The organism is Streptomyces venezuelae ATCC 10712, assembly GCF_008639165.1.
Lineage (GTDB): Bacteria > Actinomycetota > Actinomycetes > Streptomycetales > Streptomycetaceae > Streptomyces > Streptomyces venezuelae.
This window is the reverse complement of record NZ_CP029197.1, coordinates 4,247,140-4,269,925: the sequence shown is the minus strand read 5'-3', so window position 1 is coordinate 4,269,925 and position 22,786 is coordinate 4,247,140. Positions and strand designations below refer to the sequence as shown.

General features: G+C 72.1%; 25 protein-coding genes. 14 read left to right on the top strand and 11 right to left on the bottom strand.

Features of this window, described 5'->3' with window-relative positions; genetic code table 11:
- Window positions 1–69 precede the first annotated feature (69 nt).
- Window positions 70–435 (top strand): DsrE family protein, encoded by a 366-nt coding sequence (locus DEJ43_RS19635; RefSeq protein WP_015035123.1) that lies wholly within the window; start codon window positions 70–72, stop codon window positions 433–435.
- A gap of 64 nt (window positions 436–499) precedes the next feature.
- Here DEJ43_RS19635 and DEJ43_RS19630 read toward each other — a convergent pair whose 3' ends face one another.
- The 8 genes from DEJ43_RS19630 to DEJ43_RS19600 all read right to left on the bottom strand — a co-directional run bounded on the left by DEJ43_RS19630 (window position 500) and on the right by DEJ43_RS19600 (window position 5,764).
- A complete protein-coding gene (locus DEJ43_RS19630; RefSeq protein WP_015035122.1) occupies window positions 500–763 on the bottom strand; it encodes a DUF3099 domain-containing protein in 264 nt (87 codons plus the stop codon).
- 97 nt (window positions 764–860) lie between these two features.
- Window positions 861–1,148, bottom strand: coding sequence for a DUF1416 domain-containing protein (locus DEJ43_RS19625; RefSeq protein ID WP_015035121.1), 288 nt, complete (start codon window positions 1,146–1,148; stop codon window positions 861–863).
- Window positions 1,149–1,198: 50 nt separating this feature from the next.
- Window positions 1,199–2,044: a sulfurtransferase gene (locus DEJ43_RS19620; protein ID WP_015035120.1), complete on the bottom strand. Its 846-nt coding sequence runs from the start codon at window positions 2,042–2,044 to the stop codon at window positions 1,199–1,201.
- A 206-nt stretch (window positions 2,045–2,250) separates the two neighbouring features.
- The gene (locus tag DEJ43_RS38780; protein WP_352021666.1) at window positions 2,251–2,331 is read right to left on the bottom strand and encodes an Ms5788A family Cys-rich leader peptide; all 81 of its coding nucleotides are present in this window, start codon (window positions 2,329–2,331) and stop codon (window positions 2,251–2,253) included.
- A 290-nt stretch (window positions 2,332–2,621) separates the two neighbouring features.
- Window positions 2,622–3,308 (bottom strand): LmeA family phospholipid-binding protein, encoded by a 687-nt coding sequence (locus DEJ43_RS19615; RefSeq protein ID WP_015035119.1) that lies wholly within the window; start codon window positions 3,306–3,308, stop codon window positions 2,622–2,624.
- A 118-nt stretch (window positions 3,309–3,426) separates the two neighbouring features.
- Complete coding sequence (locus DEJ43_RS19610) at window positions 3,427–4,614, bottom strand: hypothetical protein (protein ID WP_015035118.1); 1,188 nt, start codon at window positions 4,612–4,614, stop codon at window positions 3,427–3,429.
- 10 nt (window positions 4,615–4,624) lie between these two features.
- Window positions 4,625–4,879, bottom strand: a complete 255-nt coding sequence (locus DEJ43_RS19605) for a MoaD/ThiS family protein (protein ID WP_015035117.1) — start codon at window positions 4,877–4,879, stop codon at window positions 4,625–4,627.
- 45 nt (window positions 4,880–4,924) lie between these two features.
- The gene (locus tag DEJ43_RS19600) at window positions 4,925–5,764 is read right to left on the bottom strand and encodes an alpha/beta hydrolase (RefSeq protein WP_015035116.1); all 840 of its coding nucleotides are present in this window, start codon (window positions 5,762–5,764) and stop codon (window positions 4,925–4,927) included.
- A 256-nt stretch (window positions 5,765–6,020) separates the two neighbouring features.
- On the opposite strand from DEJ43_RS19600, the gene DEJ43_RS19595 reads away from it, so the two are divergent.
- The 5 genes from DEJ43_RS19595 (at window position 6,021) to DEJ43_RS19575 (ending at window position 11,415) form a co-directional block, all read left to right on the top strand.
- Window positions 6,021–6,851, top strand: a complete 831-nt coding sequence (locus DEJ43_RS19595; RefSeq protein ID WP_015035115.1) for a response regulator transcription factor — start codon at window positions 6,021–6,023, stop codon at window positions 6,849–6,851.
- 24 nt (window positions 6,852–6,875) lie between these two features.
- Window positions 6,876–7,904 carry a LacI family DNA-binding transcriptional regulator gene (locus tag DEJ43_RS19590; RefSeq protein ID WP_015035114.1) on the top strand — a complete coding sequence of 343 codons (1,029 nt, stop codon included), beginning with the start codon at window positions 6,876–6,878 and terminating at the stop codon, window positions 7,902–7,904.
- 174 nt (window positions 7,905–8,078) lie between these two features.
- On the top strand, window positions 8,079–9,224 hold the full coding sequence (locus DEJ43_RS19585; protein WP_015035113.1) for a S1C family serine protease: 1,146 nt from the start codon (window positions 8,079–8,081) through the stop codon (window positions 9,222–9,224).
- Between the two features lie 32 nt (window positions 9,225–9,256).
- Window positions 9,257–9,985: a response regulator transcription factor gene (locus DEJ43_RS19580; protein ID WP_015035112.1), complete on the top strand. Its 729-nt coding sequence runs from the start codon at window positions 9,257–9,259 to the stop codon at window positions 9,983–9,985.
- Entirely contained in the window at window positions 9,982–11,415 is a 1,434-nt protein-coding gene (locus DEJ43_RS19575; RefSeq protein WP_015035111.1) for a sensor histidine kinase, read from the top strand. The genes DEJ43_RS19580 and DEJ43_RS19575 overlap by 4 nt, the downstream gene beginning before the upstream one ends.
- A gap of 101 nt (window positions 11,416–11,516) precedes the next feature.
- Here the strand turns inward: DEJ43_RS19575 and DEJ43_RS19570 are convergent, their stop codons facing one another.
- Window positions 11,517–12,095 carry a TetR/AcrR family transcriptional regulator gene (locus DEJ43_RS19570; protein WP_015035110.1) on the bottom strand — a complete coding sequence of 193 codons (579 nt, stop codon included), beginning with the start codon at window positions 12,093–12,095 and terminating at the stop codon, window positions 11,517–11,519.
- 91 nt (window positions 12,096–12,186) lie between these two features.
- On the opposite strand from DEJ43_RS19570, the gene DEJ43_RS19565 reads away from it, so the two are divergent.
- Complete coding sequence (locus DEJ43_RS19565) at window positions 12,187–12,633, top strand: anthrone oxygenase family protein (protein ID WP_015035109.1); 447 nt, start codon at window positions 12,187–12,189, stop codon at window positions 12,631–12,633.
- A 58-nt stretch (window positions 12,634–12,691) separates the two neighbouring features.
- Here the strand turns inward: DEJ43_RS19565 and DEJ43_RS19560 are convergent, their stop codons facing one another.
- Both DEJ43_RS19560 and DEJ43_RS19555 read right to left on the bottom strand, forming a co-directional pair.
- On the bottom strand, window positions 12,692–13,558 hold the full coding sequence (locus DEJ43_RS19560; RefSeq protein WP_041662703.1) for a phosphatidylinositol-specific phospholipase C: 867 nt from the start codon (window positions 13,556–13,558) through the stop codon (window positions 12,692–12,694).
- A gap of 152 nt (window positions 13,559–13,710) precedes the next feature.
- A complete protein-coding gene (locus DEJ43_RS19555) occupies window positions 13,711–15,531 on the bottom strand; it encodes a bifunctional metallophosphatase/5'-nucleotidase (RefSeq protein WP_015035107.1) in 1,821 nt (606 codons plus the stop codon).
- Between the two features lie 164 nt (window positions 15,532–15,695).
- Between DEJ43_RS19555 and mshD the strand changes: the two genes are divergently transcribed.
- The 7 genes from mshD to DEJ43_RS19520 all read left to right on the top strand — a co-directional run bounded on the left by mshD (window position 15,696) and on the right by DEJ43_RS19520 (window position 22,786).
- Window positions 15,696–16,622 (top strand): mycothiol synthase, encoded by a 927-nt coding sequence (gene mshD / locus DEJ43_RS19550; protein ID WP_015035106.1) that lies wholly within the window; start codon window positions 15,696–15,698, stop codon window positions 16,620–16,622.
- 89 nt (window positions 16,623–16,711) lie between these two features.
- Complete coding sequence (locus DEJ43_RS19545) at window positions 16,712–17,098, top strand: GntR family transcriptional regulator (RefSeq protein WP_041662702.1); 387 nt, start codon at window positions 16,712–16,714, stop codon at window positions 17,096–17,098.
- Entirely contained in the window at window positions 17,095–17,937 is an 843-nt protein-coding gene (locus tag DEJ43_RS19540; protein ID WP_015035104.1) for an ABC transporter ATP-binding protein, read from the top strand. Before DEJ43_RS19545 ends, DEJ43_RS19540 begins: the two co-directional genes overlap by 4 nt.
- Window positions 17,934–18,863, top strand: coding sequence for an ABC transporter permease subunit (locus DEJ43_RS19535; protein ID WP_015035103.1), 930 nt, complete (start codon window positions 17,934–17,936; stop codon window positions 18,861–18,863). Before DEJ43_RS19540 ends, DEJ43_RS19535 begins: the two co-directional genes overlap by 4 nt.
- A 221-nt stretch (window positions 18,864–19,084) precedes the next feature.
- A complete protein-coding gene (locus DEJ43_RS19530; RefSeq protein WP_041662700.1) occupies window positions 19,085–21,361 on the top strand; it encodes an RNA degradosome polyphosphate kinase in 2,277 nt (758 codons plus the stop codon).
- Window positions 21,348–22,355 carry a CHAD domain-containing protein gene (locus DEJ43_RS19525; protein WP_015035101.1) on the top strand — a complete coding sequence of 336 codons (1,008 nt, stop codon included), beginning with the start codon at window positions 21,348–21,350 and terminating at the stop codon, window positions 22,353–22,355. Before DEJ43_RS19530 ends, DEJ43_RS19525 begins: the two co-directional genes overlap by 14 nt.
- Window positions 22,352–22,786 (top strand): NUDIX hydrolase, encoded by a 435-nt coding sequence (locus tag DEJ43_RS19520; protein ID WP_015035100.1) that lies wholly within the window; start codon window positions 22,352–22,354, stop codon window positions 22,784–22,786. The genes DEJ43_RS19525 and DEJ43_RS19520 overlap by 4 nt, the downstream gene beginning before the upstream one ends.

The following is a 22,786-nucleotide window of genomic DNA, read 5'->3' as shown; positions in this document are numbered from 1 at the left end:
TCATCCGCGCACCCAGCAGACCCGCGGGGGACTCCAAGGGTTGTGGCGCCGAGCATTACAGTTCGGCATATGCCGAAGAAGCTCGTGATCAAGGTGACCGCGGGGGCCGACGCCCCCGAACGCTGCTCGCAGGCCTTCACGGTGGCGGCCGTCGCCGCCGCCAGTGGCGTCGAGGTCTCGCTCTGGCTGACCGGCGAGTCCTCGTGGTTCGCCCTCCCGGGCCGGGCGGCGGAGTTCGACCTCCCGCACGCGGCGCCGCTCCCGGACCTGATCGACGGAATCCTGGCGGCCGGCGGCCGCATCACGGTCTGCACGCAGTGCGCGGCGCGCCGCGCCATCGAGGAGAAGGACCTCCTGGAGGGCTTCCGCATCGCCGGCGCCCAGGTCTTCGTCCAGGAAGCGATGTCGGACGAGACCCAGGCCCTCGTCTACTGACCCGGTACTGACCCGGAAGGGCCTACTCCCCGCCGCCCTCCAACGCGCCCCCACACCGCCCCCGCTACGGCCCCCGCCGCTTCTTGCCGTCGAGTTCGTCCCACCACTCGTCCGACTTCGGGTCCCCCGAAGGGTCGTCCCACCAGCGGTCCTCGGGGCCTCTTCGGTTGGCGGCCATCGCGGCGATCGGGGGGATGACCATGGCCACCACGCACATGCCGATCGCCACCGGCATCGAGAAGAGGCGCACGACCGCCCAGGCGCCCACGAAGAGGGCCAGGCAGGCGCCCATCATCCAGAAGTAGACGTGCCGACGGCGTGCGTACACACCTTCAGGGTACGACCGAAGGGCCGTGCCTCAAGTCCTGGAAATGGCGTCCAACCCCCCAGGAGGCACGGCCCTTCGGCCGGTTCGGTGTCGCGGATCAGACCGCGATGGCGACCTCGGCCAGGCCACCGTGCTGGGCCACGACCTGGCGGTCGGCGGTGCCGCCGGGGACCAGGGCGCGGACGGTCCAGGTGCCCTCGGCCGCGTAGAAACGGAACTGGCCGGTGGCGGAGGTCGGGACCTCGGCCGTGAACTCGCCGGTCGAGTCCAGGAGGCGGACGTAACCGGTGACGGGCTGGCCGTCCTTGGTCACGAAGCCCTGGATGGTGGTCTCACCGGGCTTGATCGTCGAGGCGTCGGGGCCGCCGGGCTGCGCTCCACACATGTCGTTCTGTCCTTAACGTCGAGGGGTCCGGAGGAGGGAGGATCCGGGGATTACTTGTTGGCGCCGAGCTCGATCGGCACGCCGACGAGGGAGCCGTACTCGGTCCACGAGCCGTCGTAGTTCTTGACGTTCTCGACGCCGAGCAGCTCATGCAGGACGAACCACGTGAGCGCGGAGCGCTCACCGATGCGGCAGTAGGCGATGGTGTCCTTCGCCAGGTCGACCTGCTCGTCCTCGTAGAGGGCCTTGAGCTCGTCGTCCGACTTGAAGGTGCCGTCGTCGTTGGCGTTCTTCGACCACGGGATGTTGCGGGCGCTCGGCACGTGGCCGGGGCGCTGCGACTGCTCCTGCGGGAGGTGCGCCGGGGCGAGCAGCTTGCCGGAGAACTCGTCGGGCGAGCGGACGTCGACCAGGTTCTGGGCGCCGATCGCGGCCACGACGTCGTCGCGGAAGGCGCGGATGGAGGAGTCCTGGGCCTTGGCCTTGTACTCGGTGGCCGGGCGGGCGGGGACGGCGGAGCCGTCGACCAGGTCGCGGGAGTCGAGCTCCCACTTCTTGCGGCCGCCGTCGAGGAGCTTCACGTCCTGGTGGCCGTAGAGCTTGAAGTACCAGTAGGCGTAGGAGGCGAACCAGTTGTTGTTGCCGCCGTAGAGCACGACCGTGGTGTCGTTCGCGATGCCCTTCGCCGAGAGGAGCTTCTCGAAGCCCTCCTGGTCGATGAAGTCGCGGCGGACCGGGTCCTGGAGGTCCTGGGTCCAGTCGATCCGGATGGCGTTGCGGATGTGGTTCTTCTCGTAGGCCGAGGTGTCCTCGTCGACCTCGACGATGGCGACCTGCGGGTTGTCGAGGTTGGCCTCGACCCAGTCCGCGTCGACCAGGACGTCGCTGCGAGCCATGTTGTTCTCCTCCGGGGCAGTGTGCGGCGGTGTGGTGCGGGTGTGCGGGTGTGGAGCGGTACGCCTCGTCGCGGGCGGCTCGTCGGGTGACTCGTCGGACGGCGTGTCGGGCAAGCGGACGTGCGTGAGGGACGTGCGTACGGCTACACGGGGCGGCCCCGACCTCGGTCGGAGGGCCTGAGGAATACGGGAGTGGTGGGTCCCGCTCAGACGGAGCGACAGAGCATGGCGGCGACGCGGCACAGGTCTACTGCCCGCCGCTTCGTGAGTTCCGCCTGTCGCTTCATGCCCACGATCGTAGGGACGGACAGGCGGCCGTGTCACCGGTGTGTCGTATTTTGAGACGCGATCGTCCGAGATGCGAGACGCGATCAGGACGCGGGAGGGCTCCGGACGCCTCCGTACCGAGGCGTCCGGTTCTGGTTCTGCTGGTCGGACAGCGGTGTCTCAGCATGTGACCAATGGGTACACGCAGGGGCCGCGCGGGTGGCCTTCCGGGGCCGCCGGGCCGTCCGCCCAGCCCGCCCGCCGGGCCGTCCGCCCAGCCCACCCCTCGGCCCGCCCGCCGGCCCGCCCGTCAGCCCGCCAGGACGACGTCCTTGCCGCTCACGGAGATGGCGAGGCCGTCCGGGCGCGGCTCGACCTTCTCCACCTTCATGCCGGCGATCACACCGATCGGGCGGTCGAAGTCGGTGCGGGCGCGCACCAGGTCCTCGATGCCGGGGATGCCCTCGCCGGGCACCTCGTCGGCGCGGACCCGGAGGGTGTCGCCGTTCACGACGGTCACGGTCGACAGGACCGTGCGGGTCACGGTGCGGCCCATGACCTTCACGCCGCCGGTCACCTTCACCTTGCCGTTGCCGCCGTACGCGACGACGGCCTCCCGGTCGGAGGCGGCGGTGAGGTCCGCGTACGAGATGAGGGCCGTCCCGCTCGCGGAGCCGGCCTTCGCGCCCGCCCAGTCGCCGGTCACGGTCACGTCCCGCAGGGCCACCGTCAGCTCGCCGACCCGGACGCGCTTGTCGCCGGCCTGCGCGGAGCCGCCCTTGACCGTGACGTCGATCTCGTCGAACCGCTTGTCCACGACCTGGGTCAGGAAGGGGAAGCCCTTGATGTCGACCTCGACGGATTCGCTGTTCACGGAGGGGAGCTTCACCCGGCCCGCCGCCTCGTCCTCGGCGTATGAGACGGCCAGCCGGTCGATCCCGACCAGGACCCCGCCCAGCACGACGGCCACGATCAACAGAATCCGCAGTGCTCGCATGGGCTGTGCGTCCCCCCGATGAAAAGGATCCGATGGGTACGGAAAAGGTTCCGGCCCCCCGACACGAAGATCGACGTGTCAGGGGGCCGGTTGGTTCCCTCGCGGTCCGCGCGGGCGGTCAGACCAGGGCCCGGCCGAGCAGGTAGACGGCGGGCGCGGCGGCGGTCAGCGGCAGTGCGACACCGGCGGTCATGTGCACGAAGCGGGACGGGTAGTCGTAGGCGGCCGCCCGCAGGCCGACCAGGGCGCAGACACCGGCCCCGAGGCCGAGCAGCGCGCCGGAGGGGCCCAGGCCGGTGAGGCCGCCGGCGGCGATCCCCGCGCCCGCCGATGCCAGCAGCGCGCCGACGAGGGAGACGGGGCCGGGCAGCGGGAGTGCCCGGGCGAGGACGGCGGCGGCGACCGCGATCCCGCCGACGACGACCGCGTCGGGGTCGGCGCCGAGGAGCCCGGTGGCGATGACGGTGAGCGCCGCCGAGGCGACGGTGGCCATCAGGCCGTACATGCGCTCGTCGGGGTCGGCGTGGCTGCGCAGCTGGAGGACCAGGCAGAGCAGCACCCAGACGCCGAGCGTGCCGAGGATCGCGGCGGCCGCGTGCTCCCGGCCGGTGGCGAGCAGTGCGGCGTCGGCGGCGAGGCCGCCGGCGAAGGCGAGGGCGATGCCCTGGCGGGCGGGCCACATGCCGTTGAGCCGGAACCAGCCGGCGGCGGTGAGGCCCTGGAGGAGCACGAGCGGGACGAGGAGCCCGTAGCTGCCGAGGGCGGCGCCGCCGGCGAGCAGCAGGCCGAGGACGGCGGTGAGGGCGGCGGGCCGCATCCCCGGGTCGATGATCGGCGACCGGCCTTCGGCGCGGGCGCGCTGGGCGTCGGTAATGCGGGTGTTCCCGGAGGTGGTGGGCGAGGAGTACGCGGGCCCGGCCTCGGCGGCGGGGGCCGGGACGGGGGCGGGGGCGGGCTCAGGGGCCGGCGCCTCCGCCGAATGCGGCTGCGGCTCCGCGTAGTACGCGGCGGGGGCCCCGTTCCCGTACGAGCCGTGCGACCCGTACGAGTCCTGCTCGGGCGCGTACGGCGGGTACGGCTGCTGCTCCTGCTGGTACGCCGCCTCCTGTCCCCCGTAGGAGACGGGGGGCTGCGCCCGCGCGGCCTGGACCTGCTCGTAGGTGACGGCCGGCTGGTACTGGGTGTCCCAGGTCTGGCCCTCCCACGTCTGTGTGACGTCGGCGCCCTGCTGCGACTGCTGCCCGTTGCCGTTGCCGTTCGCGTACGGGTCGTACGGCTGACCGCCGTAGTACTGGTCGTTGCTCATGGTCTGGGGTTCACCCTCCTGCGAACGGGGGGAGCACCTCGACGGTGCCGCCCTCGGCAAGCCGTACCGTCTCATGGCTCCGGGTCCCGACGGGGTCGCCGTCGACCAGGAACGAGCACCGCTTGAGGACCTGGGCGAGCTCGCCCGGGTGCTTCGCGCGGGCCGCGTCGAGGGCCTCCGCGAGGTGCTCGGCGGTGTACGGCTCCTCGGCGACACCGGCGGCGGCCTTGGCCGCGGCCCAGTAGCGGATGGTTCCCGCTGCCATAGCGGCGCTCCCTTCGTTCGTGTGCGCGCCGCCCCCCATGATGGGCTATGCGCGCGGGGGCTCAGGCGCGCTCGGGCCCGGGGCCCGGGTCAGCCAGTCCCCGATCCGGGCGAGGAGCTCGTCGTCCGCCGCGTTCTCGGCGTGCCCCATCCCGCGCTCCAGCCACAGTTCCGCGTCGCCCGCCCCGGCCAGCATCCGCGGGTGGTCCAGCGGGAAGTACGGGTCCCGGTCGCCGTGCACGATCAGCAGCGGGGTCGGCGCGATCAGCGGCACCGCCTCCACGGGCGACAGGGGTACGGGGTCCCAGGGCCGCCGCTCGATGCGGGTGCGGAACCCGTAGCGGCCGACGAGCCGGCCCGCCGGCCGGGTGACCACCCAGTGGAGCCGGCGCATCGGGGCCGTCCCCCGGTAGTACCAGCGGGCGGGCGCGGAGACGGCGGCCACCGCGTCGGCGCGTCCGTCGGTGTCCCGGTCGAGGGCCGCGTGGCGCAGGACGACGGAGCCGCCCATGGAGAAACCGACCGTCGCCACGCGCGCGTGGCCGAGCTCACGCGCCCAGCGGACGGCGGCGGACAGGTCGAGGACCTCCCGGTCGCCGACGGTGGACAGACCGCCCGAGCCGCCGTGGCCGCGGAAGGAGAAGGTGACGACCGCGGCGCCGCGCGCGGTGAAGGCCCGGGCGGCGCGCCGGACGGCGGGCCGGTCGGCCGACCCGGTGAACCCGTGGGCGACGACGACCGCCGTATCGGTGACACTGGCCGGAGCAGGGTCGTAAACCGCCTCGATCCGGACATCGTCCCGGGTACGCAACATTGCGCGCCGGGAGCCGGAAGTGATCAGGGAGACATCCACGATGTGAAATGCGCCCTCTCCCTCTGAACTCATGTGGGCTATTCTCCTGTGCAGAGGATCCGGGCGACGCAGCCCCCGGGTCCTTTTGCGTTTTCCGACCGTTGTTACGGATGGATGAACAAAAGCTCTCAGGGCGCGAGAGCCGGCAGTGATCCGTACGAAGCAGTGCCCGTACGAACAGTGCCTGTACGAAGCAGTGCACGTCCTCGCAGGGACCGAGGAGGAACCGCGTGATGAGCGAGCGACCGAAGCACGACCGACCGACGGCGGGTCCGGCAGGTGGTGCGCGATGAGCGCCCTGCTGCTCCTGACCAACGCCCTCCAGCCGTCCACCGAGGTGCTGCCCGCCCTCGGACTGCTGCTGCACAACGTCCGGGTCGCCCCGGCCGAGGGCCCGGCCCTCGTGGACACCCCCGGCGCGGACGTGATCCTCGTCGACGGGCGGCGCGACCTGCCGCAGGTGCGTTCGCTCTGCCAGCTGCTGCGCTCCACGGGGCCCGGCTGTCCGCTGATCCTCGTCGTCACGGAGGGCGGTCTCGCGGCCGTCACCGCCGACTGGGGCATCGACGACGTCCTCCTCGACACCGCGGGCCCGGCCGAGGTCGAGGCGCGGCTGCGGCTCGCGATGGGCCGCCAGCAGATCGTCGCGGACGACTCCCCGATGGAGATCCGCAACGGCGACCTGTCGGTCGACGAGGCGACGTACAGCGCCAAGCTCAAGGGCCGGGTCCTGGACCTGACCTTCAAGGAGTTCGAGCTCCTCAAGTACCTCGCCCAGCACCCGGGCCGGGTCTTCACCCGCGCGCAGCTCCTCCAGGAGGTGTGGGGGTACGACTACTTCGGCGGCACCCGGACGGTGGACGTCCACGTGCGGCGGCTGCGGGCCAAGCTGGGTCCGGAGCACGAGTCGCTGATCGGCACCGTCCGCAACGTCGGCTACCGCTTCGTCACCCCCGAGAAGGTCGAGCGGGCCGCCGAGGAGGCGCGTGCCAAGGCCGAGGAGGCCCGTGTGAAGGAAGGGGCCAGGGCGAACGCCGGCGTCAAGGACGCCACGGGGGATGTCACCCCCGCGGAGGACAGGAACGTGGCGGACGCCACAGTGCGACCTGCCGGTAGGTAGGTCACCCCGCGTAGACTGCCGCGCGTGGCCAAGGTGACGCGGGATGACGTAGCTCGACTGGCAGGTACTTCGACCGCGGTCGTGAGCTACGTCATCAACAACGGACCCCGGCCGGTCGCCCCGGCCACGCGCGAGCGTGTCCTCGCCGCGATCAAGGAACTGGGCTACCGCCCCGACCGGGTCGCCCAGGCGATGGCGTCCCGGCGCACGGACCTCATAGGCATGATCGTCCCGGACGCGCGGCAGCCGTTCTTCGCGGAGATGGCGCACGCGGTCGAGCAGGCCGCCGCCGAGCGCGGAAAGATGGTCCTGGTCGGCAACTCCGACTACCGCACCGAGCGCGAGGTCCACTACCTGCGCGCCTTCCTCGGCATGCGGGTCTCCGGTCTGATCCTGGTCAGCCAGGGCATGAGCGAGCAGGCCGCCAGCGAGATCGAGGCCTGGGACGCGCGCGTGGTGCTGCTGCACGAGCGGCCCGAGGCGATCGACGACGTCGCCGTCGTGACGGACGACATCGGCGGCGCCCAGCTCGCCACCCGGCACCTCCTGGAGCACGGCCACGCGTACGTGGCCTGCATGGGCGGCATCCCGAACACCCCCGCCGTCGGCGACCCGGTCGCCGACCACGAGGAGGGCTGGCGCCGCGCCATGCAGGAGGCGGGCCTCCCGATCGAGGGCCGGCTCTTCCAGGCCCCGTACAACCGCTACGACGCCTACCAGGTGGCCCTGAAGCTGCTCGCGGGCCCGGACAGGCCGCCGGCCATCTTCTGCTCCACCGACGACCAGGCCTTCGGCGTCCTGCGGGCGGCGCGCGAGCTGCGCATCGAGGTGCCGACGGAGCTGGCGGTCGCGGGCTTCGACGACGTGAAGGAGGCGGCGCTCACCGACCCGCCGCTGACCACGGTCTCCTCGGACCGCCCGGCGATGGCGCGCGCGGCGGTGGACCTGGTCCTCGACGACTCGATCCGGGTCGCCGGCTCGCGCCGCGAGCGCGTGAAGCTCTTCCCGTCGGCCCTGGTCGTCCGCCGCTCCTGCGGCTGCGACGAGGGCTGAGCGGGGCCCCTTCCGACGGCCAGGGGCCCGGAGGACGTACGCAGAGCCCGTACGGGAGCGGCGGAGGCCGACCCGTACGGGCTGGGGGTTCTTTATATCGGGCATACAGGCTTCTGTCGGGCTTCTCAGCCGGTCCTCAGGCGGCTCTCATGTACGGCTCCGAGAGTCATAGCCATGACGGACTTCCAGGAGCAGCAGCCGCAGCAGCCCTACTACCCGCCGCAGCCGCCGAGGCCGCCGTACGCCCCGGCGCCGCAGCCTGCCGCAGCCGAGCAGACCGCCACCCAGCCGATCGTCACCGAGCCCGGCACCACGATCTGGCCGTCCGGCGGGCACGTGCCGCCGCCCGTGGGACCGCCCGCCCCTCCCGTCGGACCGCCCGCCCCGCCCGCCGCCATGGGCGCCCCCGCTGCCGCCGGCGGCCCCGGCTCCCGGCGGCGCGCCAAGCGGGGTGTCGGCCTCATGGCCGCCGTGGCCATCGCCGCCGCCGCGATCGGCGGCGGTACGGCCACCCTGGTCCAGCAGCTCGCCTCGGACACCCCCACCGTCGCCGCCTCGAACGTGAACGGCACCAACGTCTCCACCGGCAACACGGGCACCGTCGCCGGGGTCGCCGAGGCCGTCTCCCCGTCCATCGTCGAGATCTCCGCGAGCTCGAACTCCGGCAAGTCCACCGGCTCGGGCGTGATCATCACCTCCGACGGCGAGATCGTCACCAACAACCACGTGATCTCCGGCGCGTCCGAGATCACCGTGCGCCTCAGCGACGGCAAGACCTACCCGGCCGAGGTCGTCGGCACGGACCCCGACAAGGACCTGGCCCTCATCAAGCTCCGGGGCGCCTCCGGCCTCAAGGCCGCCACCCTCGGCGACTCGTCCAAGGTGCGGGTCGGCGACCAGGTCGTGGCGATCGGCTCCCCCGAGGGCCTGACCGGCACCGTCACCAGCGGCATCGTCTCCGCGCTCGACCGGGACGTCACCGTCGCCAAGGACGACGACGGCGGGGACCAGCGGGGGCAGCAGCAGTACGACCCGCGGCAGGGCTGGCCGTTCGAGTTCGGCGGACAGCAGTTCAACGGCGACACCGGCTCGTCGAAGACCACGTACAAGGCACTGCAGACCGACGCCTCGCTCAATCCGGGGAATTCCGGCGGCGCGCTGATCAATATGAAGGGCGAGATCATCGGAATCAATTCGGCCATGTATTCGCCCAGTTCTTCGAGCGGCTCGACGGCCGGAAGCGTCGGCCTCGGATTCGCCATCCCGGTCGACACCGTGAAGGCCGACCTGGCCCAGCTGCGCGCGGGCGGGGACAACTGACCGGCGAACGGGCCTCGTGCGACGCTGAGCCCATGACGGGACAGCACACCGAAGCCGAACGCATCCTCATCGTCGACGACGAGCCCGCCGTCCGGGAGGCCCTGCGCCGCAGCCTCGCCTTCGAGGGGTACGGCACCCAGGACGCCGTCGACGGCGTGGACGCGCTCGCCCGGATGGAGTCGTACGCCCCCGACCTCGTCGTCCTCGACGTGCAGATGCCCCGGATGGACGGGCTGACGGCGGCCCGCCGGATCAGGGCCTCCGGCTCCACCGTGCCGATCCTGATGCTCACCGCGCGCGACACGGTCGGCGACCGGGTCACCGGCCTCGACGCCGGCGCCGACGACTACCTCGTGAAGCCCTTCGAACTGGACGAGCTGTTCGCCCGGATCAGGGCCCTGCTGCGGCGCAGCTCGTACGCCCGCGCCACGGCCGGCGCCCCCGACACCGGCGACGTGCTGTCCTTCGAGGACCTGCGGATGGACCTGGCCACCCGCGAGGTGACCCGGGGCGGCCGGACCGTGGAACTGACCCGCACCGAGTTCACGCTCCTGGAGATGTTCCTGGCGCACCCGCGGCAGGTACTGACCCGCGAGCAGATCCTCAAGGCGGTGTGGGGCTTCGACTTCGAACCGAGCTCGAACTCACTGGACGTGTACGTGATGTACCTGCGGCGCAAGACGGAGGCGGGCGGCGAGCCGCGCCTCGTGCACACCGTGCGGGGCGTGGGATACGCGCTCCGCGGCGGAGGCGGGGAGTGAGCGCTCCCCGCGACGGCTCCGGGACGGACCGCAAGGGGCCGCGCGGTCCCCTCGGCTGGTTCCGCTCCCGGCCGCTGCGCTCCCGGCTCGCCCTGCTCACGGCGGTCGCCGTGGCCGTCGCCGTGGCGGCCGTGTCGCTCGCGTGCTGGTTCGTGACGCGGGAGCAGCTGCGGAACGAGATGGACGACTCGCTGCGCACCACCCGGCTCGACGCGAACGGGGTGCGGAGCCTGCTCACCCTCTGCCAGCAGGGCACCACGCCGCCGCCGGTGGCCGGCTCGTACACGGTCCAGGTCATCCTCGCCAACGGCAGCGTGTGCACCTCGGGGAAGGCCGCGATCCCGGCCGGCGACACCGATCTCGCGGTGGCTCGGGGGCAGCTGGAGTACGTCCTGCACACGGTGAAGGACGACACCGGACGCGAGATGCGGGTCTACACCTACCCGCAGGACGGGCCCCCCGGGCTCGCCGTCTCCGTCGCCCGCCCGCTCGACGAGATCGACAACTCGATGTCCACCCTGCGCTGGGTGCTGCTCCTGGTCTCCGGGATCGGCGTCGTCGGCGCGGGCGCGGCCGGCCTGTGGGTGGCGCGGACCGGCCTTGAGCCGGTGAACCGGCTGACCGGGGCGGTCGAGCACGTCGCCGCGACCGAGGACCTGACCGTGCGCATCCCGGTGGAGGGCGAGGACGAGATCGCCCGTCTGTCGCGTTCGTTCAACGCGATGACGGCGGCGCTCGCGACCTCCCGCGACCGGCAGGCGCAGCTGATCGCGGACGCCGGGCACGAACTCCGTACGCCGCTGACCTCGCTGCGGACGAACGTCGAACTGCTCGCACGCAGCGAGGAGACCGGGCGGGCGATCCCGCCGGACGACCGGCGGGCCCTGATGGCCTCGGTGAAGGCGCAGATGACCGAGCTGGCGGCGCTGATCGGCGACCTCCAGGAACTGGCCCGCCCGGACGCGGCGCAGCCGGGCCCGCTCGAAGTGGTCCCGCTGCACACGATCCTGCGGGCGGCCCTGGACCGGGCACGGCTGCGCGGCCCGGAGCTGACCTTCGTCACGGACCTGGCGCCCTGGTACGTACGGGCCGAACCGGCCGCCCTGGAGCGGGCCCTGATGAACGTCCTGGACAACGCGGTGAAGTTCTCGCCGCGCGGGGGCACGGTCGAGGTGGTCCTGATGCGGGGCGAGCTGACGGTCCGCGACCAGGGCCCCGGCATCGCGGCGGACGAGCTCCCGCACGTCTTCGAACGTTTCTGGCGCTCCCCGTCGGCCCGGAGCCTCCCGGGCTCGGGTCTCGGCCTGTCGATCGTGGCCCGCACGGTCCGGCACGCGGGCGGCACGATCGCGCTGACCCCGGCGGAGGGCGGCGGGACGGTGGCGACGGTACGGCTCCCGGGAGCCCCGACGCCGCCACCGGAACACTGACGCGCACGCGGGCCGGTGCCGCGCGCGGCACTGACGTGCGTACGGCGCTGGCATGCGTACGGCTCTGGCGCGCGTACGGCTCTGGCGTGCCTCGCGGTGCGTCAGAGCACCGCGAGTCGGTCCACCAGGAGGGACACGCGCCGCTCGGCGTGCTCCGGCGGCAGGCGTCCCGCCCGGGTCAGGGTGGCGAGGCCGTGCAGGGCCGCCCAGAACGTCTCGGTGAACAGCCCCGGGTGGACGCCGTCCCCCGCCACCTCGCCGAGGCATTCGAGGAGCGCGGCGAAGGCGTCCTTCAGCGGCTCCGGGGTGTCCTCCCGCGCGAACGCCAGGCCGCCGTCGAGCTGGAACATGGCGTCGTAGACCGCCGGGTTGCGCTCGGCGAAGTCGAGGTAGGCGCGGGCGAGGGCGGTGACCCGGGCGTGCGGGCCGGCCGCGGCGGAGGTCGCGGCCCGCAGCGCCACGGCCATCTCGCCGGCGCCTTCCAGGGCGACGGCGCCGATGATCTCCCGCTTGCCGCGGAAGTGGCTGTAGAGGACGGGCTGGCTGTACTCGATGCGCTCGGCGAGCCGTCGGGTGGTGACCGCGTCCCAGCCCTGCTGCTCCGCCAGTTCGCGGGCCGTCGCCACGATGAGGCGTTCGCGGTCCGCCCGTTCACGCTGCTTGCGTTCCTGTACCGACATGATTCGATCCTAGCACCGCTAGACAATCGAGCGGCAGTAGCGCTAGCGTTGCCTCATCAGCTAGCAACGCTAGATCCCAGGAGGGGCCGTCATGCTCAACGCAATCCAGGTCGTCACCACCGTGCTCGTCGGCCTGATGGTCGGGGTCGAGTTGTCCGTCGCCTTCGTCGTCAACCGCATCCTCGACGCCCTGCCCGAGGACAGCGGCCAGCTCGGCCGCGCCCACGGCGGCCGGATGCTCGGCGCCCTGATGCCCTTCTGGTACATCGGCTCGGTCGTCCTCACCGCGGTGTGGGCCGTCGCCGGATGGCACCTCGCCGGCACCGGCCTCGTCGTCACCGCCGGCGCGCTGCTGATCGTGAGCGTGCTGATGTCGGTGCTGCTGCTCGTCCCGATCAACAACCGCAGCAAGACCTGGACCCCGGAGAACCGGCCCGCGGACTGGAAGGAGCAGGCGAACCGCTGGGACCGCTACCACTACGTCCGCGTCGCGGTCATCATCGCCGCCTTCACCCTGCTGGTCACCGCCCTGGTGTGAGCCACCGGGCCGACAGCACCCGGGCGGCGCGCGGTGCGCCGCCCGGGACACGCGTCGTTCAGTTGTGCCGGAGCAGCGCCTCGACCAGACCCGAGCGGGTGTTGGGGAAGTCCATGGGGACGATCCCGAGGCCCTTCGCGCCCGCGGCGGCCGCGCTGTCGAGGTAGCGGTGCACGCGCGGGTTGAGGTTGTCGGAGTTCCAGCGGGGCGGCAGGTAGGCGGAGGTGCTGACGAAGTTCACGTACAGCCGGCCCGGCTGGGCGACGGCGGTACGGAAGTGCGCCTCGATCTTGGCGTACTTGGGGTCGGGCAGCGCGTTCCAGTCGTCCTGGATGGCGAGGGCCGAGCCGTCGCCCCAGCGCAGACCGCCCGGCAGTCCGCCGTTGTCGGCGATGAGCACGACCCGGCCGCGGGCCTCGCCGAGCAGCGGGACCCCGTCGCCGATGCGGAACAGGGAGCGCCAGCCGCGCGCGTCGAGGTAGTCGTCGAAGACGGCCCGGAAGGTGGCGTCGGAGTCGGTCGAGTACTCCTGCTTGACCCGCATGAGGACGGTCTCGGAGGGGTGCGCGGCGAGGAAGTCGCGGCAGGCGACGAGGACGTCGCCGAACATCATGTTCTGGTAGGAGGCCCCGTGGTGGATGGCGAAGGACCCGCCGGTGACCCGGCACCGGACGTCCAGGAACCGGATCCCGCTGTCCAGCTGCTGGGCGATGGTGGTGTTCTGGCACTCCGACCAGGGCCCGCCGAACCGGGCGCCGGAGTCGTGGGTGCCGGGGATGGTGAGCCGCTGGAGCGGCGTGCCGTCCCCGTGTCCCCCCATCCACGCGCGCGTGTCCACGGCCGAGGCGGTGGGGGCCCCGGTGAGAAGGATCGCCCCGGCACCCACGGCGCCGAGGGCTCCTGCGAGAAAGCGTCGTCGCTCCATGCGCCGCACTATGACAGGTCCACAACAACACCCGCCAGGGTGCGTGCGGCGGAGAGGGAGAAGGGGTCGGAAACGGAGAAGGGGCGGCGGTCCGCCGAAACGGTCCGCCGCCCCCAGGGCCCTAGATGAGCGCCCAGTGCCCTCGTCGAGGGTTACTGCACGACCGTGATGCGGTCCGCCGCCGGGACGGCCAGCGGGGCCGCCGCCGAGGAGTGGGCCGCCAGGTAGGCGTTGAAGACGTCCAGGTCCGAGGCGCCGACCAGCTTGTTGGTGCCGGTGGCCAGGGCCGCGAAGCCGTCACCGCCGCCCGCGAGGAACTCGTTCATCGCGACCCGGTAGGTCTTCGACGGGTCGATCGCCGCGCCGTTCAGCTTGATCGTGCCGTCGACGACGCGGTCCGCGCCCGTCTTCGTCATGTCGAGCGTGTAGGTGAGGCCCTTCGAGACCTGAAGGATCTTGACCGAGTTCAGGTTCGAGCCGCTGACCTGCTGCTTGAGCGCCGCGATCAGGTTCGCGCCGGAGAGGTCGACGACGTTCATCATGTTGGTGAAGGGCTGCACGGTGAACGACTCGCCGTACGTCACGACACCGTCGCCCTCGGCGCCGGACGCCTTGTGGACCAGGTCGGCGCGGATGCCGCCCGGGTTCATCAGGGCCAGCTGCGCGCCGCCCTTGTCGGCCGGGGCGAGGCCTTCGAGCTGCGCGTCGGCGATCACGTCACCGAGCGGCTTCTCGTACGCCGTGGAGCCGCGGCCGTTGATGTCGGCGGCGATCCAGCCCTGCGGACGGTTGGCGATCGGGGCCGCGAGCGTCTGCCAGTCGCCGATCAGCTTCGTCATGTCCGCGGCCTTCGGCACGTCACGGCTGACGACGTGGTTGGCCGAGGCGACGGCCGTCCGCACGATGTCCTTGGTGCGGCGGTCGTAGGTCAGCGTGGTGTCGGTGTACAGCTTGCCGAACGAGGACGCCGAGGTGACCAGCCGCGGCTTGCCCGACGGGTCGGGGATGGAGCACACGTACGCCTGGTGGGTGTGCCCGGTGACCAGCGCGTCGACCTGCGGGGAGACGTTCTTGGCGATGTCGACGATCGCGCCGGACACGCCCTCGCCGTCACCGTCGCCGTCACCGTCGCAGTTGTAGTTGTACGCGGACGAGGCCGGCATGCCGCCCTCGTGGACCAGGGCGACGATGGACTTGACGCCCTTGCGCTCCAGGATCTTCGTGTACTTGTTGATCGTCTCGACCTCGTCGCCGAACTTGAGGCCCTTGACGCCCTCGGCGGTGACGACGTTCGGGGTGCCCTCCAGCGTGACGCCGATGAAGCCGATCCGGACGCCGTTCTTCTCCCAGATGAAGTACGGGTCGAGCAGCGGCTTGCCCGTCTTCTCCTTCGTCACGTTCGCGGCGAGGTAGGGGAAGTCGGCGCCCTGGAACGTCTTGCCCTTGACGTAACAGCCGGCGGTCGGGTGACAGCCGCCGTTCTGCATGCGGGCCAGCTCCACCGCGCCCTCGTCGAACTCGTGGTTGCCCACGGAGGTGACGTCCAGGTCGAGCTTGTTGAGCGCGCCGATCATCGGCTCGTCGTGGAACAGGCCCGAGAGGAGCGGCGAGGCACCGATCAGGTCACCGGCCGCGGCCGTGATGGAGTAACGATTCCCCTGACGCGCCTGACGCAGGTGCGTGGCCAGGTACTCGACGCCGCCGGCGTCGACCTTCTCGGTGGTGCCGTCCTCCTTGACCCGGGTGACCTGACCGGACGAACCGGCCGGCGGCTCCAGGGTGCCGTGCAGGTCGTTGAAGGAGAGCAGCTGGACGTCGACCATCCGGCCCCAGTCCTTGCCGTGCCCGGCGAAGGTGTCCACGCCGGCCCCGGCCGACGGCATCGCGGCGACGAGCGCCCCGACCGTCACGAGTCCCGCCCCCGCGGCGAGAACCCGCCGCGCGGTCTTGTTCTTCCTCGGCTTCGCTGCCATCTCTCCCCTAGTCCCCTTGCCCCGTTTCGAGGCCTTGACGTACTTCCCCGTACGGGGGTGCAGCCTAGAGTCAACGCGCGTAGCGCAACAGGGGGTAGCGGGTTACGAGACAGTTGCCTTCGCCTTTCCCCGGGGCGGCCGCGTGTCGCCGTAGGCTCGGGTCCATGACTTCCGACGCGGCGCCGGCCCTCGAACCCGGACGGCAGATCCAAACCTATGACGAGCTCACCCCCGAGCAGATCCAGGACGTGCTGGACCTGCTGGAGGCCGCGGACCGGTCCGACGGCGTGCACGCCGTGTCCGAGCAGGGCCGGCTCTACCTCCGGCACGGCGGCCGCGAGGGCGTGCGGCACTTCCTGCTCACCGTCGGCACCCACCTCTACGGGTACGCCCAACTGGAGGAGACCGACCCCATCGAGGCCCCCGCGGCCGAACTCGTGGTCCACCCCGCGCACCGCGGCCGCGGGCACGGCCGGGCGCTCGGCACGACCCTGCTCGCCGCCTCCGGCAAGCGGCTGCGCGTCTGGGCGCACGGCGGCAAGTCCGCCGCCCGGCACCTGGCCCAGGTCCTCGGCCTGACGCTCTTCCGCGAACTGCGCCAGCTCCGGCGCCCGCTGAACCCCCTCGACATCCCGGAGCCGGTGTTCCCCGAGGGCGTCACCGTCCGCACCTTCGTGCCCGGCCAGGACGACGCGGCCTGGCTCGCCGTCAACGCCGCCGCGTTCGCCCACCACCCGGAGCAGGGCTCGCTGACCCAGCGGGACCTGGACGACCGGACGGCCGAACCGTGGTTCGACCCGAAGGGCTTCTTCCTCGCCGAGAAGGACGGCCGGCTGATCGGCTTCCACTGGACGAAGACCCACGCCGAGGAGCAGCTCGGCGAGGTGTACGTGGTCGGCATCCTGCCGGACGCGCAGGGCGGCGGCCTCGGCAAGGCCCTCACCGCGACGGGCCTGCGGCACCTGGCGGCGCAGGGGCTGCCGACGGCGATGCTGTACGTGGACGCGGACAACACGGCGGCGGTGACGGTGTACGAGCGGCTGGGCTTCGTGACGCACGAGGTGGACCTGATGTACCGCACGGAGTCGTAAGTCCCTGTCGGAAGGGGGTGGTTGACACCACCCCCTTCTTTCCACCACCCTTTCACTACTTGATTAGTGAAAGGGTGGTGGAAGGGAACGTGGTCGAGTACCGCATCGACCGGCGCAGTGGCGTCGCCACCTACCTCCAGATCGTCCAACAGACGAAACAGGCCCTCCGCATGGGCCTCCTGGAACCGGGCGACCGACTGCCCACCGCACGCGAGGTCGTCGAAGCGACGGCCATCAACCCCAACACGGTCCTCAAGGCCTACCGCGAACTCGAACGCGAAGGGCTCGTCGAAGCCCGCAGAGGCCTCGGCACCTTCGTCCGCACCACCCTCGGCACCGGCCCCGCCGACTCACCCCTACGCGGCGAACTCACCGACTGGACCCGCCGCGCCAAAGCCTCCGGCCTGGACCGGGAGGACGTGGCCGCGCTCTTCACATCCGTACTGAAGGAACAATTCGAGGGGGACGCGTCATGACGAGAGACGGCATCGCACTGGAGGCCGACCTCCTGGGCAAGAAATACGGGGGCAGATCCCGCGGCTGGGCCCTGCGGGACTGCGACTTCGCCCTCCCCGCCGGCCGCGTCTGCGCCCTCGTCGGCCCCAACGGCGCCGGCAAGTCCACCCTCCTCGCCCTCGCCGCCGGCCTCCTCCGCCCCACCGAGGGCAGGATCGAAGCCCCGGCCCGCGAGCACCTCGCCTACGTCGCCCAGGACAAGCCGCTCCACCCCCGGCTCACCGTCGCCGACACCCTCCGCATGGGCCGCGAACTCAACCCCGGCCGCTGGGACGAGACCGCCGCCCGGCGCGTGATGGCCGACGCGCTCGATCCCGACGCCGTGGTACGCACCCTCTCCGGCGGCCAGCGGACCCGCGTCGCCCTCGCGCTCGCCCTCGGCAAACGGGCCGAACTGCTGCTCCTCGACGAACCGATGGCCGACCTGGACCCGCTCGCCCGGCACCAGCTGATGGGCCTGCTCATGGCCGACGCGGCCGAACACGGCACCACCGTCGTCATGTCCTCCCACATCCTCACCGAGCTGGAGGGCTCCTGCGACCACCTCCTGCTCCTCCACGGCGGCCGCATCCGCCTCGACGGACCCGTCGACGAACTCCTCGCCGCGCACACCCTGCTCACCGGCCCGGTCGCCGACCTCGCCCCGCACACCGTCGTCGAATCCCGCACGACGGGCCGTCAACTCACCGCGATGATCCGCCGCCAGGGCCCCGTCGAAGGCCCGTGGGAGACGAGGGACCCCTCCCTGGAGGACCTCCTCCTGGCCCACCTCCGCACCTCCGAAGGAGCCCCCGCATGAGCACCCTCACCCTGAAGGGCCCGCACTGGGTGACGGCCCGCCAGTACCGGCGCACGCTGTGGCTCGCGGCCGCGGCGGTGGGCGGGTCGCTCGCGGTGATCGGCGGACTGCGGATCTGGGACGCGACCCAGGACACCGAGCTCCCGGACCGGTGGGGCCGGGGATACGACCTGCTGCGCGGTGCCATGGAGCAGTTCTCCCAGGGCATGCTCGCGCTGCCCCTGCTTGTCGGGGCGTTCGTCGCGGGCCCCCTGATCGCCCGCGAGTTCGAATCGGGGACGTACAAGCTGTCGCTCACCCAGTCGATCACCCCCACCGCCTGGCTGCGCGCCAAACTCCAGACCGCGACCACCGCCGCTCTGGCGACCACGCTCGCCCTCACGGCGGTCTTCCTGATCGGCTGGCCGCGGGTCGCGGGCACCTACGGACTCCACTGGGCGGACCGCGGCCCGTACGAGGCCACCGGCACCGTCCTCACCTCGTACGTCCTGCTCGCCGTCGCCGTCGGCGCCCTCGTCGGCCAACTGGTCAGGCGCACGCTGGTGGCCATGGCCGCGACCGGCGGAGTGGTGGGCCTCGTCCTCCTGGTCCTCGGCGCCCTCCGCTGGGATTTCCTGCCGGTACGGACGATCACCGGCCCGGCCCACGAGGGCGTCCACGCCCTCGTGACACCCGGCAGCGGCCTGCCCATGGGCCAGGGTCTGATCCGTGCCGACGGGCAGCGGCTCCCCGGATACTTCTGTTACGGCTCGGACGTCCCCGACGGAAGCTGCCGCCCCGACGAGGCGATCACCGCCCAGTACCTCGACTACCACCCCGCGTCACACTTCTGGCCCACCCAGCTCATCGAGACCGGCATCGTCCTCGCACTCGCCGCCCTCGCGGCCTACGTCGCCTTCCGCGTCCTCCGCTCCCGTCACCCGTAAAACGTCCGACCGATCAAGGAGCGGGGCCCGCACACGGCCCCGCCCCCGATTCCCGTACGACATGTCGTCGTTACCGGCCATTCAGACGCGCTTGCGACGCTCACGCAATGAAGCGCTCCGTGACCACGCCCGGCAGGGCGGTCCTCCCCAAGGGGAGACTTCCCTCCCCCACGGCCCGCTCCGACGCGCCCGACCACCCCTTCGCGCGGAAGAATGGGGCCATGAGCAAGCAGCCCGCCGAGGTCCCGGTCCAGTCCTCCGCCACGCCGTCGTCCCCGTCGTCCGCTCCGGCCTCCCCGGCCGCCCGGGCGGGGTCCTCCGACTCCATAGCCACCCCCCGCGCGCAGGTGGTCAACGGCACCGTGGTGACCGACATCGACGCGGACCTGGACTCGGGTCCGGACACCTACGAGGACGACGGCGCCCTCGGTGACGAGCTGCCCCAGGGACGCTTCCTCGACCGGGAGCGCAGCTGGCTCGCCTTCAACGAGCGCGTCCTCGAACTCGCCGAGGACCCCACGACGCCCCTCCTGGAGCGGGCGAACTTCCTCGCGATCTTCGCCTCGAACCTCGACGAGTTCTTCATGGTCCGGGTCGCCGGCCTCAAGCGCCGCATCGCGACCGGCGTCGCCACCCGCTCCGCCTCCGGACTCCAGCCCCGTGAGGTCCTGGACCTCATCTGGACGCGTTCGCGTGAGCTCATGGCCCGGCACGCCGCCTGCTTCCAGCAGGACGTCGCCCCGGCCCTCGCCGACGAGGGCGTCCACCTGATCCGCTGGCCCGAGCTCACCGAGAAGGAGCAGGCGCGCCTCTTCACCCTGTTCCGGCAGCAGATCTTCCCGGTCCTCACCCCGCTGGCCGTGGACCCGGCCCACCCGTTCCCGTACATCTCCGGTCTGAGCCTCAACCTCGCCGTGGTGGTGCGCAATCCGGTCAGCGGCCACCGCCACTTCGCCCGGGTGAAGGTGCCGCCGCTGCTGTCCCGCTTCCTGGAGGCCTCCCCGCAGCGCTACGTCCCCCTGGAGGACGTCATCGCGGCGCACCTGGAGGAGTTGTTCCCCGGTATGGAGGTGCTGGCGCACCACATGTTCCGGGTGACCAGGAACGAGGACCTGGAGGTCGAGGAGGACGACGCCGAGAACCTCCTGCAGGCCCTGGAGAAGGAGCTCATGCGGCGCCGGTTCGGCCCGCCGGTGCGCCTGGAGGTCGAGGAGTCCATCGACCCGTACGTCCTCGACCTGCTGGTCCGCGAGCTGAAGATCTCCGACGCCGAGGTCTACCCGCTGCCCGGCCCGCTGGACCTGACGGGGCTGTTCGGGATCTCCGGGCAGGACCGGCCGGAGCTGAAGTACCCGACGTACGTGGCCGGAACCCATCGGGACCTGGCCGAGGTCGAGTCGGCGTCCGCACCCGACATCTTCGCGGCCCTGCGCGAGCGGGACGTGCTGCTCCACCACCCGTACGACTCGTTCTCGACGTCCGTCCAGGCCTTCCTCGAGCAGGCGGCCGCCGACCCCGACGTACTGGCGATCAAGCAGACCCTGTACCGGACCTCGGGCGACTCCCCGATAGTGGACGCCCTCATCGACGCCGCCGAGTCCGGCAAGCAGGTCCTGGTCCTCGTCGAGATCAAGGCCCGCTTCGACGAGCAGGCCAACATCAAGTGGGCGCGCAAGCTGGAGGAGGCCGGCTGCCACGTCGTGTACGGCCTCGTCGGCCTCAAGACCCACTGCAAGCTGTCGCTCGTCGTACGGCAGGAGGGCGAGCTGCTGCGCCGCTACTCGCACGTCGGCACCGGCAACTACCACCCGAAGACGGCCCGCCTCTACGAGGACCTGGGCCTGCTCACCGCCGACCCGCAGGTCGGCGCGGACCTCTCCGACCTGTTCAACCGGCTCTCCGGCTATTCCCGCCGCGAGACCTACCGTCGGCTGCTCACCGCCCCGAAGTCGCTGCGCGACGGGCTGGTCTCCCGGATCACCAAGGAGATCGCCCACCACCGCGCCGGCCGGCCCGCGTACGTCCGGATCAAGGTCAACTCGATGGTCGACGAGGCCGTCATCGACGCCTGCTACCAGGCCTCGCGGGCCGGCGTCCCGGTCGACATCTGGGTCCGCGGCATCTGCGCCGTACGCCCCGGGGTCACCGGCCTCTCGGAGAACATCCGGGTCCGCTCCATCCTCGGCCGCTTCCTGGAACACTCCCGGATCTTCGCCTTCGGCAACGGCGGCGAACCCGAAGTCTGGTTCGGCAGCGCCGACATGATGCACCGCAACCTGGACCGCCGGATCGAGGCCCTCGTACGGGTCTCCGACCCGGCGCACCGGGCGGCGCTCACCCGGCTCCTGGAGACCGGGATGTCCGACACCACCTCCTCCTGGCACCTCGGACCCGACGGGAACTGGACGCGGCACGCGACCGACCCCGAAGGCCGACCGCTCCGGCACGTCCAGGAGATGCTCATCGACGCGCGGAGGCGCCGGCGTGCACAACCCTGACCACACGCGGGACGTCTCGGCGGGCGAGGTCCTGGCCCCCTATCTGCACGCCCGCGCCGCGGACTTCCTCCGGGGCCTGCGGCTCCACGGCGAGAGCGGCTCCGACACGGCCGGCGCGGAAGAGGCGGCCCGCACGCTGCGCGGGGCCGCCCGCCGGATCGGCGGAACGCTCCACACGTTCCGGCCGCTGCTGGACACGGCCTGGGCGGACCAGCTGCGCACCGAACTCGCCTGGCTGTCCGGAACCCTGGCCCTTGAGCACGCCTGCACCTCACGGCTGGTCCGCCTGGTGGACGCACTGTCCCGGCTGTCGAACGCCACGGGCGGCGCGCACGGCGACGCGAAGGGCCCCGTGCCGGCCGCCCGCGGCGCCGACTCCGCCGGCCTCACCGTGGGCGCCGCCCGGGCCGGCGCCCTCCTGGAACGCCAGCTGACCCTCGCCAGGACCCGCGCCCACTCGGCCTCGCTGCAGGCCCTGGGCTCGGCCCGGTTCCACGCGCTCGCCGACGCCGTCGCCCTCCTGGCGTCCGAGGTGCCGCTCGGCCCCGTCGGCTCCGCCCCGGCCGTCGAGGTCCTGGACGGCCCCGCCGAGGTCGCCGAGCGCCGCCTCCTCGACGCGGTGGCCGCACTGCCCCTGACCCGGGCGGCCCACCCGTACAACGCGGACGCCCTCGGGCTCGCCGCGGGGGAGAACCAGGACGCGCCCTGGCACCAGACCCGGCTGCTGCTGCGCCTCCACCGGTACGCCACCGAGGCCCTGCACACCGGCGGCGAACCCGACGCGGTCCTCTACGAGGCCGCCCGGGCGCTGGACCGGCACCGCGACGCCGCGGAAGCCGCCGCCGCGGCCGCCGCCGCGGCCCGCACCCCCCGCATCGCCCCGGCGACCGCCTACGCCCTGGGCGTCCTCCACGCCGACCAACGCCACGAAGTGGAAGCCGCCCGCTTCGCCTTCCAACGCGCCTGGCGCAGCACGACGGCACCTGTTCCATGAGCGTCCCCGAGTCCCCGATCCTCGCCGCGGGCTGCGTCCTCTGGCGGCGGTCGCGTTCCGGCCACGGCATCGAGATCGCCGTGGTCTTCCGACCGAAGTGGTCCGACTGGTCCCACCCCAAGGGCAAGCTGAAGTCCGGCGAAGGCGCGAGAGCGGCCGCGGTCCGTGAGGTTCGGGAGGAGACCGGCATGACGTGCGCGCTGGGCGTCGAACTTCCCACCGTCCGCTACCGGGTTCAGGGCCGTGCCAAGGAGGTCCGCTACTGGGCGGCCGAGGCCACGGGCGGCTCGTTCGCACCGAACCGGGAAGTGACGCGTCTGCTGTGGCTCACCCCTGAAGCCGCACGCACCTGCCTGACCCAGGACAGGGACAAGGACCTGATCGGCGTGTTCCTCAGGAGGCGAGCCGCAGAGGGCGGGCGGGTGTCATGA

Bases quoted from the DNA above. Each gene is read 5' to 3' on its own strand.
- DEJ43_RS19615 (WP_015035119.1), bottom strand. From the start codon at position 3,308: ATGCGAGCACTGCGGATTCTGTTGATCGTGGCCGTCGTGCTGGGCGGG.
- DEJ43_RS19580 (WP_015035112.1), top strand. From the start codon at position 9,257: ATGACGGGACAGCACACCGAAGCCGAACGCATCCTCATCGTCGACGAC.
- DEJ43_RS19565 (WP_015035109.1), top strand. From the start codon at position 12,187: ATGCTCAACGCAATCCAGGTCGTCACCACCGTGCTCGTCGGCCTGATG.
- DEJ43_RS19530 (WP_041662700.1), top strand. From the start codon at position 19,085: ATGAGCAAGCAGCCCGCCGAGGTCCCGGTCCAGTCCTCCGCCACGCCG.
- DEJ43_RS19560 (WP_041662703.1), bottom strand. From the start codon at position 13,558: ATGGAGCGACGACGCTTTCTCGCAGGAGCCCTCGGCGCCGTGGGTGCC.
- DEJ43_RS19520 (WP_015035100.1), top strand. From the start codon at position 22,352: ATGAGCGTCCCCGAGTCCCCGATCCTCGCCGCGGGCTGCGTCCTCTGG.
- mshD (WP_015035106.1), top strand. From the start codon at position 15,696: ATGACTTCCGACGCGGCGCCGGCCCTCGAACCCGGACGGCAGATCCAA.
- DEJ43_RS19605 (WP_015035117.1), bottom strand. From the start codon at position 4,879: ATGGCAGCGGGAACCATCCGCTACTGGGCCGCGGCCAAGGCCGCCGCC.
- DEJ43_RS19555 (WP_015035107.1), bottom strand. From the start codon at position 15,531: ATGGCAGCGAAGCCGAGGAAGAACAAGACCGCGCGGCGGGTTCTCGCC.
- DEJ43_RS19540 (WP_015035104.1), top strand. From the start codon at position 17,095: ATGACGAGAGACGGCATCGCACTGGAGGCCGACCTCCTGGGCAAGAAA.
- DEJ43_RS19585 (WP_015035113.1), top strand. From the start codon at position 8,079: ATGACGGACTTCCAGGAGCAGCAGCCGCAGCAGCCCTACTACCCGCCG.
- DEJ43_RS19635 (WP_015035123.1), top strand. From the start codon at position 70: ATGCCGAAGAAGCTCGTGATCAAGGTGACCGCGGGGGCCGACGCCCCC.
- DEJ43_RS19625 (WP_015035121.1), bottom strand. From the start codon at position 1,148: ATGTGTGGAGCGCAGCCCGGCGGCCCCGACGCCTCGACGATCAAGCCC.
- DEJ43_RS19610 (WP_015035118.1), bottom strand. From the start codon at position 4,614: ATGAGCAACGACCAGTACTACGGCGGTCAGCCGTACGACCCGTACGCG.
- DEJ43_RS19620 (WP_015035120.1), bottom strand. From the start codon at position 2,044: ATGGCTCGCAGCGACGTCCTGGTCGACGCGGACTGGGTCGAGGCCAAC.
- DEJ43_RS38780 (WP_352021666.1), bottom strand. From the start codon at position 2,331: ATGAAGCGACAGGCGGAACTCACGAAGCGGCGGGCAGTAGACCTGTGC.
- DEJ43_RS19570 (WP_015035110.1), bottom strand. From the start codon at position 12,095: ATGTCGGTACAGGAACGCAAGCAGCGTGAACGGGCGGACCGCGAACGC.
- DEJ43_RS19535 (WP_015035103.1), top strand. From the start codon at position 17,934: ATGAGCACCCTCACCCTGAAGGGCCCGCACTGGGTGACGGCCCGCCAG.
- DEJ43_RS19600 (WP_015035116.1), bottom strand. From the start codon at position 5,764: ATGAGTTCAGAGGGAGAGGGCGCATTTCACATCGTGGATGTCTCCCTG.
- DEJ43_RS19595 (WP_015035115.1), top strand. From the start codon at position 6,021: ATGAGCGCCCTGCTGCTCCTGACCAACGCCCTCCAGCCGTCCACCGAG.